Below are 14,408 nucleotides of genomic sequence, written 5' to 3' on the forward strand. Positions count from 1 at the left end.
TTGCCCCTCGCGCCGGCGGGGGGACAATGGAGGCATGACCCGCGCGCTGTTCATCATCGACGTACAGAACGACTTCACCGAGGGGGGTGCGCTCGGCGTCGCCGGCGGCGCCGCCGTCGCCGCCGGCGTGAGCGAGCTGCTCGCCCGCCACCGCGGCGCCTACGAACTCGTCGTGGCCTCACGCGACTGGCACTCGGGCGAGGGCGACAACGGCGGCCACTTCGCCACCGATGCCGAACCCGACTTCGTCGACACCTGGCCGCCGCACTGCGTCGCCGGCACGATGGGCGCCGAGTACCACCCGGCGTTCACGACCGACGAGGTCGACGTGCACATCCGAAAGGGACAGGGCGTGCCGGCGTACTCGATCTACGAGGGCACCGACGACGCGGGCGACACGATCGGCGAGCTGCTCGCGCGTCACGGCATCACCGACGTCGACGTCGTCGGCCTCGCGACCGACTACTGCGTGCGGGCGAGCGCGCTCGACGCGCTCGAGCACGGGCAGCACGTTCGAGTGCTGACCGACCTGGTCGCCGGCGTCGCGGCGGAGTCCTCGGACGCGGCGCTCGCCGAGCTCGGCCACGCCGGGGCGCTCATCGCGACCTCGATCGTCGTCGCCGAGGCATCCGGGTCGGCCGAATGATCGCGACGGATGCCTCGCGCCCCCCGCTGCTGCACGCCGAGAGTGTCGACGGAGTGCTCATCGGCTACCGAGTGCACCGCGCCGCGAACCGCGACGCCGCGCTGCCGCCCGTGCTGCTCGTGCACGGCTTCGCCTCCGACGCGCGCATCACGTGGGAGGGCACCGGCTGGGTGAAAGCCCTCACCGACGCCGGTCGCGAGGTCGTGACCGTCGACCTCCGCGGCCATGGCGACAGCGACAAGCCGGTGGGTGCGGCCGACTACGCTCCGCTCCGGCTCGGCGCCGACCTCGCCGCCGTGCTCGATTCCGCGGGCGTGCCGGTCGCCGACGCGGTCGGCTACTCGATGGGATGCCGCGTCGTCTCGGCGCTCGCGGCGATCGCCCCCGAACGGCTGCGACGGGTCGTGCTCGGCGGCGCGGGCCCGAACGAGTTGTTCGCCTCGTGGGCGATCGACGAGGTGCGTGCGCTGCTTCTCGACGACCGGCCGAGCGAGAACCGGGTGATCGAGCAGGTGCTCCGTCCCGCGATCGAGGCGGGGGCCGACCGAGCGGCGCTGCTCGCCGTCGTCGAGGGGGTGTCGGGCGCTCCGCTCGGGATCCCCGGCACGATCCCGACGCTCTTCGTCGCGGGCGAGAACGACCCGGTGCCCGCAGGGGTGCAGCAGCTCGCCCTCGACTGGGGCGTCGACCTCGTCTCGGTGCCGGGCCGCGATCACGTCTCGACGCTCACCTCGCGGGTGTTCAAGGACGCGGCGATCGGCTTCCTGCGCGACTGAGCTCCGAGCTGCGCCGCACCGAGTGCCAGCAGACGGCTGTACATCTTGTACAGCTCGAATCGGATCGCTCGGTGACGATCGAGCACCTTGTCGGGTGCTCCGTCGTCGCTTTGCCGCCCCGTCGACTTCCTCCCTAGGCTGCCGATCGTCAGCGGCGACGGGCGCCGTGGTGACGACCCACGAGGAAGTAGGGACATGATCCACCAGCGCGACGTCATCGGCCGGCTCCCCGTCTACAAGCCGGGCCGGCCGGCCGCGCCGGGCGCCGTCAAGCTCTCCTCGAACGAGAACCCCTTCCCGCCGCTGCCCTCCGTCGTCGATGCGGTCGTCGCCGGACTCGACGGGATCCAGCGCTATCCCGACCTCGGCGCAGCAGAGCTCACCCGTCGGCTCGCCGAGCACTACGACGTCGACCCGGGCGAGATCGCACTCGGCGCCGGCTCGGTGGAGGTCGCCGGCCAACTCATCCACGCGAGCGCGGGCGACGGCGACGAGGTGATCTTCGCCTGGCGCTCCTTCGAGGCGTACCCGATCCTCGTGCAAGTCGCCGGCGCGACGCCCGTGCCCGTGCCGCTCACGGCCGACGAGCGTCACGACCTCGACGCGATGGCCGCCGCGATCACGCCCCGCACCCGGCTCGTCTTCGTCTGCAACCCGAACAACCCGACCGGCGCGACGGTGACCGCCGAGGAGCTCACCGCGTTCCTCGCGAAGGTGCCAGCCGAGGTGCTCGTCGTCGTCGACGAGGCCTACGTGCACTTCGACGACGACCCCCGCTCGGCGAACGGGCTCGAGTTCTTCCGCAACCACCCGAACGTCGCGGTGCTGCACACCTTCTCGAAGGCGTACGGGCTCGCCGGGCTCCGCGTGGGCTACGCGATCGCCCCGGCCGCGGTCGCCGCGAACCTCCGCCGCGTCGGCGTGCCGTTCGCCGTGAGCGACCTCGCCCAGCGCGCGGCGATCGCCTCGCTCGACGCCGAGTCGGAGCTCGAACTGCGCATCCGGGAGATCGTCGCCGAGCGGCAGCGCGTCACGGCCGCGCTCCGCGACGGCGGATGGCGGCTCGTCGACTCCTTCGGCAACTTCCTGTGGCTGCGCACCGGCGACGACACCGAACGCGTCGACGGCGTGCTGCACGCGCACGGCGTGGTCGCACGCGCCTTCGCCGGGGAGGGCGTCCGCGTGACGATCGGCTCGCCCGAGGCGAACGACCGCTTCCTCGCCGCCGCGGCCGACGCCCTCGCGACCGCGCCGGTCGCGGCACCCGTCGGCTGAGCCGACAGCCCCCGATGCGGGCCGGCCGCACACCGGCCGGGCCCGCCCCAGAGACCTGCGCCCTGCGCGCGGAACCCCCGCACGACCCACCTGAGAGGACCCCAACGATGAGAACCCACTCGAAGCTCACCGGACTCGCACTGCTCGCCTCCGGAGCACTGGCGCTCACCGGCTGCGCATCGGACGGCGGTGCGGCCGGAGCATCCGATGACACCCTCTCGATCGGCATCAGCCAGATCGTGCAGCACCCCGCGCTCGACGCGACGCGCGAGGGCTTCAAGCAGGCCTTCGCCGACGCCGGCTACGTCGAGGGCGAGGACGTCTCGTTCGACGAGCAGAACGCCCAGGGCGAGCAGGCCACCGCCACCACCATCGCCGCGAAGTTCCAGACCGACGGCGTCGACCTCGTGCTCGCGATCGCGACGCCGACCGCGCAGGCTGCGGCCCAGTCGATCGCCGACATCCCCGTGCTCTTCACCGCCGTGACCGAGCCCGCCGAGGCCGGCCTCGTCGACAGCTGGGAGAAGCCGGGCGGCAACGTCACGGGCACGAGCGACCTCAACCCGGTCGAGCAGCAGCTCGAGCTCGTCACCAAGGTCGTGCCCGATGCCAAGACGGTGGGCATCGTGTACAGCTCGGGCGAGGTGAACTCCGAGGTGCAGGTCGAGCTCGCGAAGGAGGCCGCCGACGAGCTCGGGCTCACGATCAAGGAGGCGACCGTCACGAACTCGAGCGAGGTCGCCCAGGCGACCGAGTCGCTCGGCGACGTCGACGCGATCTACATCCCGACCGACAACCGCGTGACCGAGGGCCTCGAGGCCGTCGTGCAGATCGCCGAGCAGAAGCAGATCCCGCTGTTCGGCGCCGAAGGCGGCCAGGTCGAGCGCGGCGCCATCGCCACCTACGGCATCGACTACACCGAGCTCGGCTACCAGACCGGCAAGATGGCGATCGAGATCCTCGAGAACGGCGCCGACCCGGCCGAGATGCCGGTCGAGACCCTCGACGAGCTCTCGCTGATCGTGAACCCCGCCGCCGCCGAGCGCCAGGGCGTCACCCTCCCCGAAGACCTGGTCGCCGACGCCGACCAGACCATCGAATAAGACGCCAACGGGACATCCGGAAGGCCCTGCATGAACGCCGCACTCGAACTCGGCCTGCTCTACGGGATCATGGCACTCGGTGTGTACCTCACATTCCGCGTGCTCAACTTCCCCGACCTCACGGTCGACGGCAGCTTCACCACCGGCGCCGCCGTCGCGGCGTCGCTCATCGTGCAGGGCGTGCCCGCCCCCGTCGCCACCCTCGCGGGTGCGGCGTCGGGGGCGGTCGCCGGCATCGTCACCGGGGTGCTCTACACGAAGGGGCGCATCGACGGCCTCCTCGCCGGCATCCTCACCATGATCGCGCTGTGGTCGATCAACCTCAGGATCATGGGCAAATCGAACCTCCCACTGCTCAGGGAGGACACCGTGATGACGCCCCTGCGCGACAACGGGCTGCTCGGCGGGCCCTGGAGCATCCTCATCTTCGCGATCTTCGCGCTCGTGCTGAAGTTCGCCATCGACTGGTTCCTCTCGACCGACCTCGGCCTCTCGATCCAGGCGACCGGCAACAACGAGCAGATGATCCGCTCATTCGGCGTGAACACGCACTTCACGACGATCCTGACGCTTGCGATCTCGAACGCGCTCGTCGCGCTCTGCGGCGCGCTCGTCGCGCAGTACCAGGGCTTCGCAGATGTCTCGATGGGCATCGGCCTCATCCTCGTCGGCCTCGCCTCGGTCATCATCGGCCAGGCGATCATCGCGGGGCGCTCCGTCTGGGTGGCGACCTTCGCAGTCCTCGTCGGCGCGATCATCTACCGCCTCGTGATCTTCTTCGCACTCGCGGCGGGCCTCAACCCGAACGACATGAAACTCATCTCCGCCGTGCTCGTCGTCGCCGCGCTGCTGCTGCCGCGCTGGGGCTTCCTGAAGCGCGTCCCGAGTTTCCGGCAGCTCAACCGCCGCGCGGTCAGGGCCTGAGAGGAGCGACGACCATGCTCACCATCGATCACGTCACGAAGACCTTCTTCCCGGGCACCGTCAACGAGCGCGTCGCGCTCAACGACGTGTCGCTCCATCTCGACGAGGGCGACTTCGTCACCGTCATCGGTTCGAACGGCGCCGGCAAGTCGACACTCCTGAACATCATCGCGGGCAAGATCGCCGTCGACTCGGGCGACCTGCTCATCGACGAGCGCTCGGTGAAGCGGATGAAGGACTACCAGCGGGCTGCCTACATCGGCCGGGTCTTCCAGGACCCGATGGCCGGGACCGCGCCCGACCTCACCATCGAGCAGAACCTCGCACTCGCGCTCCGGCGAGGCCAGCGGCGCGGCTTCCGCCTCGGAGTGACGCGCGCTCGTCGCGAACGCTTCCAGCAGGAGCTCGTCGCGCTCGAGCTCGGCCTCGAACAACGGCTGAAGGCCCGCGTGGGGCTGCTCTCCGGCGGTCAGCGCCAGGCGCTGTCGCTGCTCATGGCGAGCTTCACCCAGCCGCGCATCCTGCTGCTCGACGAGCACACGGCGGCACTCGACCCGCAGCGGGCCGACCTCGTCACCCGCCTCACCAAGTCGGTCGTCGAGCGCGACAAGCTCACGACCCTCATGGTCACGCACAACATGGAGCAGGCGCTCCGCGTGGGCAACCGGCTCATCATGATGCACGAGGGGCGGATCATCCTCGACCTGCCCGAGGCGGAGAAGCAGAAGATGACCGTCGCAGGTCTCCTCGCTGAGTTCGCGAAGATCAAGGGCGCGGCGCTCGACGACCGCGCGATGCTCGGCTGAGCGGGATCGGAACCGGCACCGGGGCGGGGGGGGGGGGGGGGGGGGGGGGGCCCCCCCCCCCCCGCCCCCCCCCCCGGGGCCCCCCCCCCCCCCCCCCCCGCCCCGATGGCACGCACGGCGGCGTCCCCGGCCCCGCCGGCCCCCGCCTCCCCGCGTCTGCCGGCCCGCGATCGCCCGCGTACGCTGGATGCAGGGGAGGTGCCGATGCCCATCGATCGACTGGATTCGCGACTCATCGCGCTCTTCGCCGACGAGCCGCGGATCGGCGTCTACGAGGCCTCGCGCCGGCTCGGGGTCGCCCGCGGCACCGTGCAGGCCCGCCTCGACCGGCTCCAGCGGATCGGCATCATCACCGGATTCGGACCCGACGTCGACACCGCCGCGCTCGGCTATCCCGTCACGACCTTCGTCGAGATCGAGATCGCCCAGGGCTCGCGCAGCGACCTGATGACCGACGAGCTGCGGGCCATCCCCGAGGTGATCGAGGCGCACACCATCACCGGCCGCAGCGACCTGCTGGTGCGCGTCGTCGCCGCCTCGAACCGCGATCTGCAGCGCGTCGTCGATCAGCTCGTGCGCGTGCCCGGCATCGAGCGGACCTCGACGCTGGTGGTGCTCGACACGCCCATCCCGCACCGCGTCATCCCCCTCGTCGAGGCGACGCCCGCCGACTGACGGCCGTGTTCCGGCGCCCGGCGGTGCGCACGGCGACGGTCGTCGTCCAGAATGGACGCATGAGCGAAACGCCCGAAGTCCCCGCCGTGGCCGGAGCGTCGGGCGGGCGCCGCACCCGTTCGCCCGCGGGAACCGTGCGGCTGGCCGAGGTCGCCGCGATCGCCGGGGTCAGCGAGGCGACGGTGAGCCGGGTGCTGAACCGCAAGTACGGCGTCTCGGCGTCGACGCGCGAGCAGGTCGAGCGCGCGCTGCAGCAGATCGGCTACGAGCGTCCGGTCAAGGGCGAGATCGTGCTCATCCTCGTGCCCGGACTGAAGACGCCGGTGTTCGCCGCCATGGTGACGGCGATCGAGAGCGAGCTCACGCCGCACGGGCTGCGGGCGTTCGTCTGTCCGGTCGTGCCGGGTTCGGTGATCGAACGCGACTACATCGAGCCGATGCTCGACGCCGGCATCGCCGCGGCGGTGTTCCTCTCGGCGAGCAACACGCTGCGCAACGCCGATCCCATGGCGAGGCAGCTGCTCGAGGGCCGCGGCATCCCCTATGTGAGCGTGAACGGCGGGTTCCCCGAGGGGGCGACGCCCGTGGTCTCGACCGACGACTGGCGCGCGGCCGAGCTCGCGGTCTCGCACCTCTACGACCTCGGGCATCGCCGGATCGGGATGTGCGCGGGGCCGGTGGGCAACACGCCGGCCGATCGCCGGGTCGAGGGGTTCCTCGAGGCGATGGACGCCAGGGGCCTCAGCGACGCGGAGGACTTCGTCGTGCGCCACCACTACAGCGTCGACGGCGGGCGCCACGCCGCCGACGAGCTGCTGCCGCTCGGGGTCACCGCCATCGTCGCCTCGAGCGACGACATGGCGCTCGGGGCGATCCGGGCGGCGACCCGTCGCGGCCTCGAGGTGCCGAAGGACCTCTCGGTCATCGGCTACGACGACTCCTACCTGCTCGACTTCACCGACCCCCCGCTCACGACCGTGCGCCAGCCCGTCGAGAGCCTCGCCGAGACCTCGGTCCGCACCCTGGTCACGATGATCCAGAACCGCGGCGTGCAGGCCGGAGAGGTGCTCATCGACCCCGAGCTGCGGCTGCGCCAGTCGACCGGGCCCGCGCCGCGGTAGCCTCCCGGTCCCGATCCGCGGCGTCCGAGACGGTGCGCCGCTCGCCGGGGCGCACCCGCACGAGGTCGCCCTCGCCGGCGGCGACGGCGAGGTGCGGGTCGCGGAATCTCCGGTCGCGCGTGCGGTTCGGGCTCCAGAGGAGCTCGTCGGGGGTCCGGTTCTCGAGCCAGTGCCCCTCGCCCTCGGCCCAGCCGACGTCGATGAGGCCCCGCCCGAACGGCACGCCGATCGCCACGAGCCGGCGGATGCCGGAGGGGAGCGCCGGCCGTGTCGCGATGCGTCGCGACCCAGCGTCGGGTTCGAGCCCGAGCAGCCCGGCGACGATCTGGCCCACGAGCGCGAACGCGAGCTCGGGGTAGTCGCCGTTCGCGACCTGCTGGGGCACCTCGTGGGGGTCGTCGCGGCGCGCGTGGATCTCGCGCATCCACGCGTAGGCGGCGTCTGCCCGTCCGTGACGCAGGAAGACGTCGGGCAGGTAGCTCAGCGCCTCGATGTTGCTCGGGGCCCGTTCGTCGCGGCACGCGGCGTCGATCTCGTCGAGCACGGCTTCGCGCCTGGCGTCGTCCTCGGTGAGCAGCCCCTTCAACGGCAGGAACCAGGTGGCCTCCCGAAGCCATTCGGCGACCGGGCGGCCATCGGCGAGCCAGGCCGAGACGAGTCCGCCGAACGCGACGGCGCCGGCCCGGGCCGTCGTCGCCTCGTCCGGTGCCGCCGGGACGCGCCCCCAACGCGTGGTGAACTCGGCGGCGAGCGATTCGGCGGCGCGGCCGAATTCCCGGGCCGACGCCTTCTCGCCGAGTGCGAGCTCGAGCGCCGCCGCGTGCCGCAGGGCGGCGTACTGCGCGCCGATGCCGTCGCCGGCCTCGAGGAGGTGCTCGCCGGGCCGCTCGTTGTAGCTCGCTGCGCCGTCGAAGATGCCCGGACCGCCGGCCTCGGCGACGCCGTTCGGGCGCAGGACGTCGCGTTCGGCGACGAACTCGCCGAGCGTGCGCCGCCAGTGCTCGCGGTGGCCGCCGAGCGTCCGGTCGCCGGACCACCGGTACAGCACGTGGACGAGCTCGACGAGTTCGAACGCGGCGGGCAGCTCGCGGACGAAGCGCCCCGGCCCGTGGTAGTCGATGGCGAGCGGGGTGACGCCGTCGAAGTTGAGCGCCCAGACCGGCCAGCCGCCGTGCTCGGGGGTGGCGGTGCGGATGAAGGAGTCGAGCATCGCGCGGTTCTCACGGCCGAGGCCGAGCAGCTGCGCCCCGACGGCCTGGTGCGCGAAGTCCCGCAGGTAGTACCCGCTGCGGAAGGCGTATCCCGCGTGGTATCCGGCACGGTAGACCGCCTGCAGGTACGGCGGCGGCGTCGCCTCGGAGACGTCGAGCGGCCCCGTGCTGCCCTCCTCGACGACGAAGCGGCGAGCGGTGCTCGTCGCCCACGCGAACATCTCCGCGAGCGCCGCGTCGTCGGTCTCGATGCGCAGGGCGCTCATCGCCCGTCGCGCCTGACTGCGACGGCGCCGGCGGCCGGGACGTCCGCGACCTCCTCGGCGCCATCGGCGACGAGTTCGACGAGGCCGGCCTCCTGCGGGCGCAGCGCGGGTGTCGGCAGACCCGACGCCATGAGCACGATCCCGGGGACGACCGCGCCGTCGATCCACCACGCGGGCTGGGCCCGCCTGGCGGTCGCATCGACGGCGCCGGCAGGGCGGATGCGACGCACCCGGTAGCTCGAGGCGGGGTCGAGCCCGCGCAGCCGCAGGTGCGGCCCGGGCAGGTGCGTGGGCGTGTCGATCGAGGCGATCGTGACGAGCGCGTGCCGGCGGTCGTCGGAGACCACGCTCTGGGCGACGAGGGCGGGCTGGGTCTCGAGGCGGAAGAGCGCGCCCCGCTCGATGAGCGGACGGAGTCGTACGAACTCGTCGATCCACGCCGCGAGCTCGTCGAGCTCGTCCTCGGCGGCCTCGCGCAGGTCCCATTCGATGCCGAAGCTGCCGACCATCGCGGTGATCGCGCGGTAGGCGAGCGAACTCGTGCGCCCCGAGGTGTGCGCGGTGGCTGGCCCGACGTGCGCGCCGAGCAGCTCGGGCGGCATCAGGAGGCTCGTCCAGCGCTGGATGCGCTGCCGCTCGAGCGGGTCGTTCGAGTCGCTCGTCCAGAACCGGTCGGTGTGCTCGACCACCCCGAGGTCGATCCGGCCGCCGCCGGCCGAGCAGGATTCGATCTCGAGCCAGGGGCAGGCGGCCCGCACCGCATCCATGAGCCGATAGACGGCGAGCGTCTGCGCGTGCACGCCGGCCCGGCCGTCGGTGCGGTCGACCGGTTCGACGAGGTCGCGGTTGTGGTCCCACTTGATGTAGTCGATGCGGTGCTCGGTGACGACGTCCACGATCCGTTCGAGCAGCTCGGCGAACGCATCGGGGTGGCCGACGTTGAGCACCAGCTGCTGGCGGGCGAGCGGGGCGTCACGATGCCGCGGGCCGAGGATCCACTCCGGGTGCTCGCGAGCGAGGTCCGAGTCGGGGTTCACCATCTCGGGCTCGAACCAGATGCCGAACTGCATTCCGAGACCGCGCACGCGATCCACGAGCGGACCGAGCCCGTCGGGCCAGGCCTCTGGCGAGACCGTCCAGTCCCCGAGCCCCGCCCGATCGTGGCGGCGGGCACCGAACCAGCCGTCGTCGAGCACGAAGCGCTCGACCCCGACGCGGGCGGCGAGCCCGGCGAGCTCGACGAGCGGTTCGAGGCGGTGGTCGAAGTAGACGGCCTCCCAGGTGTTGAGGGTGACCGGCCGCCCGATCGGCGGATGCTGGGGCCGCGCGCGCAGCGTGCGGTGGATGCGGGCGGATGCCGCGTCGAGGCCGTCGCCGTAGCTCGCATACAGCCACGGAGCGCGGTACGAGGCGCCGGGCTCGAGGGCGAGCTCGCCCGGGAGGAGCAGCTCGCCGCCGCCGAGGGCGGTGCGCCCGCCGTTGGAGCGGTGGGCCCACATGCGCTGGTTGCCCGACCACGCGACGTGGATCGTCCACACCTCGCCGCGATCGACGTCGAAGCCGGGCGTTCCCGCCGCGAGGAGGGTCGCGGCATCCTGGCCGGTGCGGCCGCGGCGAGCCTCGCGGAGGTGGGTGCCGTCGAAAAGCTCGTGACGCTGCGGTCGGCGTTCGCCGTTGTGGCGGCCGGTGAAGTCGAGCAGTTCGCTCGCCCGACCCGGCACGGGGAGCGCGAGGTCGAGTCCCTCGACGCGATACCGCGCCGTGCCGTCGTTCCGCAGGGTCGCGGCCGCCCGCACGAGCCCCGAGACGAGCATCTCGAGCTCGATCGTGAGCACGAGCTCGCCGTCGACCTCGGCGGCAGTCGAGACGAGTCGCTCGGCGACGACCGGGGAGTCGACCCGCGTGCGCTCGGTGCTCACCCGGCTGAACTCGGGGAACGCGCCGTCGCCGTCCTCGCGATGCACCGAGAGACCCTGCGGCCCCATCCAGGCCTGGCGCGCCTCGGTGACGACGCCGACTCCGGGCGGCGCGTCGAGTTCGTTGCCCACCCTGAGGCCGCGAGCGAGATCGGCGATGGCGGAGAGCCCCCGGTCGTCGAGCTCGCCGAGCGATGCACCCCAGTAGTGCACCACCGGCAGGGTCGAGCTCGTGGTCTCGACGACGAGGCTGACCCCGGCGGCGTGGAGGTGGTGAAGTTCTGCGTTCACTGCGTGCTCCTTTGCAAACTTGCAGACTTATGCTGCATATATACGGATGATATGTTACTGTCGCCTTCGTCGCGGATGACGCGATGCACCGGAGCATCACTGAGAAAGGACTGCGAACAATGAGGTTCACCCCCACGAGGCAGGCGTTGCGCATCGTCGCCGCCGCAGCCGCGGTCACGACCGCCGCGGCGCTCGCCGGCTGCTCGAGCGCCGACGACGCTCAGCCGGCCGCCGAAGGCGAAGTCGGCGGGAAGATCACGATCTGGACCTGGAATGCGCCCGGCGACGGCCTCGAGGCCGCGATCCCGGCGTTCCAGAAGCTCTACCCCGACGTCGAGATCGACGTCCAGGACGTCGGCAACCCGGCGATCTGGGAGAAGATCACGACGGGCATGGCCGCCGGCGGCCAGGGCCTGCCCGATGTCATGAACATCGGCATCGACTACATGGGCAACTACGTCGAGCAGTTCCCGGGTCAGCTCGTCGACCTCCGCGACTTCGGCGCGGAGTCGCTCGAGTCCGAGTTCCCCTCTGGCGCCTGGAAGAGCGGCTCGGGCGCTGACGGCGCCGTCTACGGCATTCCCTACGAGGTCAACGCCACCGGATTCTTCTACCGCAGCGACGTCTTCGAAGAGGCCGGCATCGACATCGACTCGATCGAGACCTGGGACCAGCTCATCGAGGCCGGCGTCACCATCAAGGAGAAGACGGGCGTTCCGCTCTACAACCAGGACAAGGCGGCGACCGAGGCCGACTCCGCCGGGCTCTGGCAGCTGCAGACCGCGCTGCAGGACTCGTTCTACTTCGACGAGAACGGCGACATCACGATGAACGGCGAGGCGGGCGTGCACTCGCTCGAACTCATCAAGAAGGCGAACGACCTCGGCATCGTCGGCGACGTGCAGGGCAGCTGGGACAACCTGCTCGCCCAGCTGCGCGGCGAGAAGCCCACGGCCATCATGCCCGCGGGCGGCTGGATGGCCGGCGTCATCGAGAACGAGGCCCCCGAGATGGCGGGCAAGTGGGGCGTTCGCCTGCCTCCGTCGATCGAGCCGGGCGGCATCACCGCGGCGGTCAACGGCGGCACCTACCTGTCGATCCCGACCGCGAGCAAGAACCAGAAGACCGCATGGGAGTTCGTGAACTTCGCACTCGGTACGCTCGAGGGCCAGAAGCTCGTCTACGAGGGCGGCGGCATGTTCCCCGGCTACAAGCCGATGCTCGAGTCCGAGGGCTTCGCCGCTCCGAGCGAGTTCTTCAACGGGCAGTCGCCGAACGCGATCTTCATCGCGGAGCTCGCACAGGACACCCCAGTCCTGAACTACACGAGCGACTACGCGCGTGCGCTGAAGGCCTACACGGATGCGCAGACGCGGGTGCTGCTCTCGGGGGCCGACCCCCAGGAGGCGCTCGACGAGGCGGCCGACCAGGTCGCCCAGCAGACCGGTCGCAAGCTGGCCGACTGACGGACGGGGTGCGTCGGCCCGCGATGCCAGCGGCGCCGCGGGCCGGCGCACCCTCCCATGGAGCGAACACACATGAACGTCTTGTCCTCGACCGCCGGCTCGACCACCGGCCCCACCGCGGAGGCGCCGCCCCTCGAGGCCGCCCCGCGTCCGCCGCGTCGTCGTCGTCGATCCTCGATCGGCCACCCGCGGCTCACCCCCTACCTCTTCCTGCTGCCGACGATCGTGCTCTTCCTCGGCTTCAAGCTCTACCCCTATCTCTCGGCGCTCTGGACGAGCCTCACCTCGAACATCGGCGGGGTCATCACCTTCGTCGGGCTCGACAACTACGCGCGACTGCTGCAGGACCCGCTCTTCTACACGGCGCTCGGCAACACCGCGCTCATCCTCGTGGTGCAGGTGCCGCTCATGCTCGCGCTCGGCATCGTGCTCTCGGTCGCCTTCAACTCGCTGCTGCTGAAGGGTCGTGCGTTCTTCCGCATGGCCTACTTCGTGCCGATCGTGATGGGCCTCGTCGCCTACGGCATCCTCTTCAGCGCGCTCTTCGACTCCAGTGCCGGAATCGTGAACGAGCTGCTGGGCTACCTCGGCATCGGCCCCATCCCGTGGCTCGTCGATCCGTTCTGGGCGAAGATCTCGATCGTGCTGGCGATGACCTGGCACTACACCGGCCAGAACGCGATCATCTATCTCGCGCAGCTGCAGTCGATCCCCAGCGAGCTCTACGAGGCGGCGCAGGTCGATGGCGCGAACGGGTGGCAGCGCTTCCGCAATATCACCCTGCCCGGGCTCCGCCCGGCGCTGCTGCTGACCGTCATCCTCTCGACGATCGGCACGCTGCAGCTCTTCGACGAGCCCTACGTGCTCACGAACGGCGGGCCCGACAACGCCACGCTCACCGTCGGGATGTACCTCTACCAGAACGGCTTCAAGTACTTCGACTTCGGCTACGCCTCGGCCATCGGCTACGCACTGACGGTCATCATCGCCGTGGTCTCGCTCATCCAGTTCCGCCTCTTCCGCGAACGGACGCCGAAGCCGATCTCCCCGAAGAAGCCGATGTCCTCGAAGGAGAAGACCCGATGACCGAGTCGCTCATCGGCGTGCGCGGACGCCGCACCAAGTCCCTCGTGCTCACGACGGTGATCGCCGCTGGGGCCGTGGTCATGCTGCTGCCCTTCTACTGGCTCATCATCGCCACCACGTACCCGTCGCGCGAGATCTTCGCCTCTCCGCCGAACGTGCTGCCGGGCCCGGCGTTCTTCGACAACCTCTCCGGGCTGCTCGGCGACACGCTCTTCGGTCGCGCGATCGGCAACTCGGTCCTCGTGTCATCCGTGTACACGCTGCTCGGGCTGGTCGTCTGCACCGCGGCGGGCTACGCCTTCGCGAAGTTCGAGTTCCGCGGCCGCAACCTGCTGTTCGGCGCCGTGCTCGTCACCCTGGCGCTGCCGTCGCAGGTCACCCTCGTGCCCCTGTTCCAGATCATGGTGACGCTCGGCTGGCTCGACACCTACCAGGCGCTCATCCTGCCGAGCCTCGCGCTGCCCTTCGGCATCTTCCTGATGCGCCAGACCATGCAGGCCGTGCCCGACGAGCTGCTGCAGGCCGCGCGGGTCGACGGCGCGGGGGAGTTCCGCGTGTTCTCCCGGATCGTGCTGCCGACCGTCCGGCCGGCGCTCGCCGCGCTCGCGATCTTCCTCTTCCTCGCCCAGTGGAACGAGTTCGTCTACCCGCTCGTGGTGCTCCGCACGCCCGAGTCCTTCACCATCCCCGTCTCGCTCGCCTCGTTGCAGGGCATCGGCACGACCGACTACGGCCAGCTCATGACCGGCACGCTGCTGTCGGTGCTGCCGATCCTCGTGCTGTTCCTCTTCCTGCAACGTCACTTCGTCGCCGGCATCCTCGCCGGTGCGGTCAAGCAATAGGAGT

General features: G+C 71.0%; 13 protein-coding genes. 11 read left to right on the plus strand and 2 right to left on the minus strand.

The window, feature by feature from the left end; all coding sequences use genetic code 11:
* The first annotated feature begins 34 nt into the window (after nt 1-34).
* The 8 genes from GQQ93_RS00980 (at nt 35) to GQQ93_RS01020 (ending at nt 7,326) form a co-directional block, all read left to right on the plus strand.
* Nucleotides 35-646: an isochorismatase family protein gene (locus tag GQQ93_RS00980; RefSeq protein WP_157422350.1), complete on the plus strand. Its 612-nt coding sequence runs from the start codon at nt 35-37 to the stop codon at nt 644-646.
* Nucleotides 643-1,422: an alpha/beta fold hydrolase gene (locus GQQ93_RS00985; protein WP_157422351.1), complete on the plus strand. Its 780-nt coding sequence runs from the start codon at nt 643-645 to the stop codon at nt 1,420-1,422. Before GQQ93_RS00980 ends, GQQ93_RS00985 begins: the two co-directional genes overlap by 4 nt.
* A gap of 195 nt (nt 1,423-1,617) precedes the next feature.
* Nucleotides 1,618-2,697: a histidinol-phosphate transaminase gene (gene hisC, locus GQQ93_RS00990; RefSeq protein WP_157422352.1), complete on the plus strand. Its 1,080-nt coding sequence runs from the start codon at nt 1,618-1,620 to the stop codon at nt 2,695-2,697.
* 107 nt (nt 2,698-2,804) lie between these two features.
* Nucleotides 2,805-3,800, plus strand: a complete 996-nt coding sequence (locus GQQ93_RS00995; RefSeq protein WP_157422353.1) for an ABC transporter substrate-binding protein — start codon at nt 2,805-2,807, stop codon at nt 3,798-3,800.
* A 30-nt stretch (nt 3,801-3,830) separates the two neighbouring features.
* Nucleotides 3,831-4,724, plus strand: a complete 894-nt coding sequence (locus GQQ93_RS01000) for an ABC transporter permease (RefSeq protein ID WP_157422354.1) — start codon at nt 3,831-3,833, stop codon at nt 4,722-4,724.
* A 14-nt stretch (nt 4,725-4,738) separates the two neighbouring features.
* Entirely contained in the window at nt 4,739-5,530 is a 792-nt protein-coding gene (locus GQQ93_RS01005; RefSeq protein WP_157422355.1) for an ABC transporter ATP-binding protein, read from the plus strand.
* A gap of 204 nt (nt 5,531-5,734) precedes the next feature.
* Complete coding sequence (locus GQQ93_RS01015; RefSeq protein WP_157422357.1) at nt 5,735-6,205, plus strand: Lrp/AsnC family transcriptional regulator; 471 nt, start codon at nt 5,735-5,737, stop codon at nt 6,203-6,205.
* 59 nt (nt 6,206-6,264) lie between these two features.
* Nucleotides 6,265-7,326, plus strand: coding sequence for a LacI family DNA-binding transcriptional regulator (locus GQQ93_RS01020; protein ID WP_157422358.1), 1,062 nt, complete (start codon nt 6,265-6,267; stop codon nt 7,324-7,326).
* On the opposite strand, the gene GQQ93_RS01025 is transcribed toward GQQ93_RS01020, so the two are convergent.
* Both GQQ93_RS01025 and GQQ93_RS01030 read right to left on the minus strand, forming a co-directional pair.
* Nucleotides 7,274-8,803, minus strand: a complete 1,530-nt coding sequence (locus GQQ93_RS01025) for a hypothetical protein (protein ID WP_157422359.1) — start codon at nt 8,801-8,803, stop codon at nt 7,274-7,276. The genes GQQ93_RS01020 and GQQ93_RS01025 overlap by 53 nt on opposite strands.
* A complete protein-coding gene (locus tag GQQ93_RS01030; protein WP_157422360.1) occupies nt 8,800-11,010 on the minus strand; it encodes an alpha-galactosidase in 2,211 nt (736 codons plus the stop codon). Before GQQ93_RS01030 ends, GQQ93_RS01025 begins: the two co-directional genes overlap by 4 nt.
* A gap of 119 nt (nt 11,011-11,129) precedes the next feature.
* On the opposite strand from GQQ93_RS01030, the gene GQQ93_RS01035 reads away from it, so the two are divergent.
* The 3 genes from GQQ93_RS01035 (at nt 11,130) to GQQ93_RS01045 (ending at nt 14,404) form a co-directional block, all read left to right on the plus strand.
* The gene (locus GQQ93_RS01035) at nt 11,130-12,476 is read left to right on the plus strand and encodes an ABC transporter substrate-binding protein (RefSeq protein WP_157422361.1); all 1,347 of its coding nucleotides are present in this window, start codon (nt 11,130-11,132) and stop codon (nt 12,474-12,476) included.
* 72 nt (nt 12,477-12,548) lie between these two features.
* Nucleotides 12,549-13,562: a carbohydrate ABC transporter permease gene (locus GQQ93_RS01040; RefSeq protein WP_157422362.1), complete on the plus strand. Its 1,014-nt coding sequence runs from the start codon at nt 12,549-12,551 to the stop codon at nt 13,560-13,562.
* Nucleotides 13,559-14,404, plus strand: a complete 846-nt coding sequence (locus tag GQQ93_RS01045) for a carbohydrate ABC transporter permease (protein ID WP_157422363.1) — start codon at nt 13,559-13,561, stop codon at nt 14,402-14,404. The genes GQQ93_RS01040 and GQQ93_RS01045 overlap by 4 nt, the downstream gene beginning before the upstream one ends.
* The last annotated feature ends 4 nt before the right edge of the window (nt 14,405-14,408 follow it).

This window comes from Agromyces lapidis, from assembly GCF_009749405.1.
Taxonomy (GTDB): domain Bacteria; phylum Actinomycetota; class Actinomycetes; order Actinomycetales; family Microbacteriaceae; genus Agromyces; species Agromyces lapidis.

Excerpts from the sequence above, each read along its gene's own strand:
- GQQ93_RS01020 (WP_157422358.1), top strand. The coding sequence starts at position 6,265 with ATGAGCGAAACGCCCGAAGTCCCCGCCGTGGCCGGAGCGTCGGGCGGG.
- GQQ93_RS01015 (WP_157422357.1), top strand. The coding sequence starts at position 5,735 with ATGCCCATCGATCGACTGGATTCGCGACTCATCGCGCTCTTCGCCGAC.
- GQQ93_RS01035 (WP_157422361.1), top strand. The coding sequence starts at position 11,130 with ATGAGGTTCACCCCCACGAGGCAGGCGTTGCGCATCGTCGCCGCCGCA.
- GQQ93_RS01025 (WP_157422359.1), bottom strand. The coding sequence starts at position 8,803 with ATGAGCGCCCTGCGCATCGAGACCGACGACGCGGCGCTCGCGGAGATG.
- GQQ93_RS01045 (WP_157422363.1), top strand. The coding sequence starts at position 13,559 with ATGACCGAGTCGCTCATCGGCGTGCGCGGACGCCGCACCAAGTCCCTC.
- GQQ93_RS00980 (WP_157422350.1), top strand. The coding sequence starts at position 35 with ATGACCCGCGCGCTGTTCATCATCGACGTACAGAACGACTTCACCGAG.
- GQQ93_RS01000 (WP_157422354.1), top strand. The coding sequence starts at position 3,831 with ATGAACGCCGCACTCGAACTCGGCCTGCTCTACGGGATCATGGCACTC.
- GQQ93_RS01005 (WP_157422355.1), top strand. The coding sequence starts at position 4,739 with ATGCTCACCATCGATCACGTCACGAAGACCTTCTTCCCGGGCACCGTC.
- GQQ93_RS00995 (WP_157422353.1), top strand. The coding sequence starts at position 2,805 with ATGAGAACCCACTCGAAGCTCACCGGACTCGCACTGCTCGCCTCCGGA.
- GQQ93_RS01040 (WP_157422362.1), top strand. The coding sequence starts at position 12,549 with ATGAACGTCTTGTCCTCGACCGCCGGCTCGACCACCGGCCCCACCGCG.
- hisC (WP_157422352.1), top strand. The coding sequence starts at position 1,618 with ATGATCCACCAGCGCGACGTCATCGGCCGGCTCCCCGTCTACAAGCCG.
- GQQ93_RS00985 (WP_157422351.1), top strand. The coding sequence starts at position 643 with ATGATCGCGACGGATGCCTCGCGCCCCCCGCTGCTGCACGCCGAGAGT.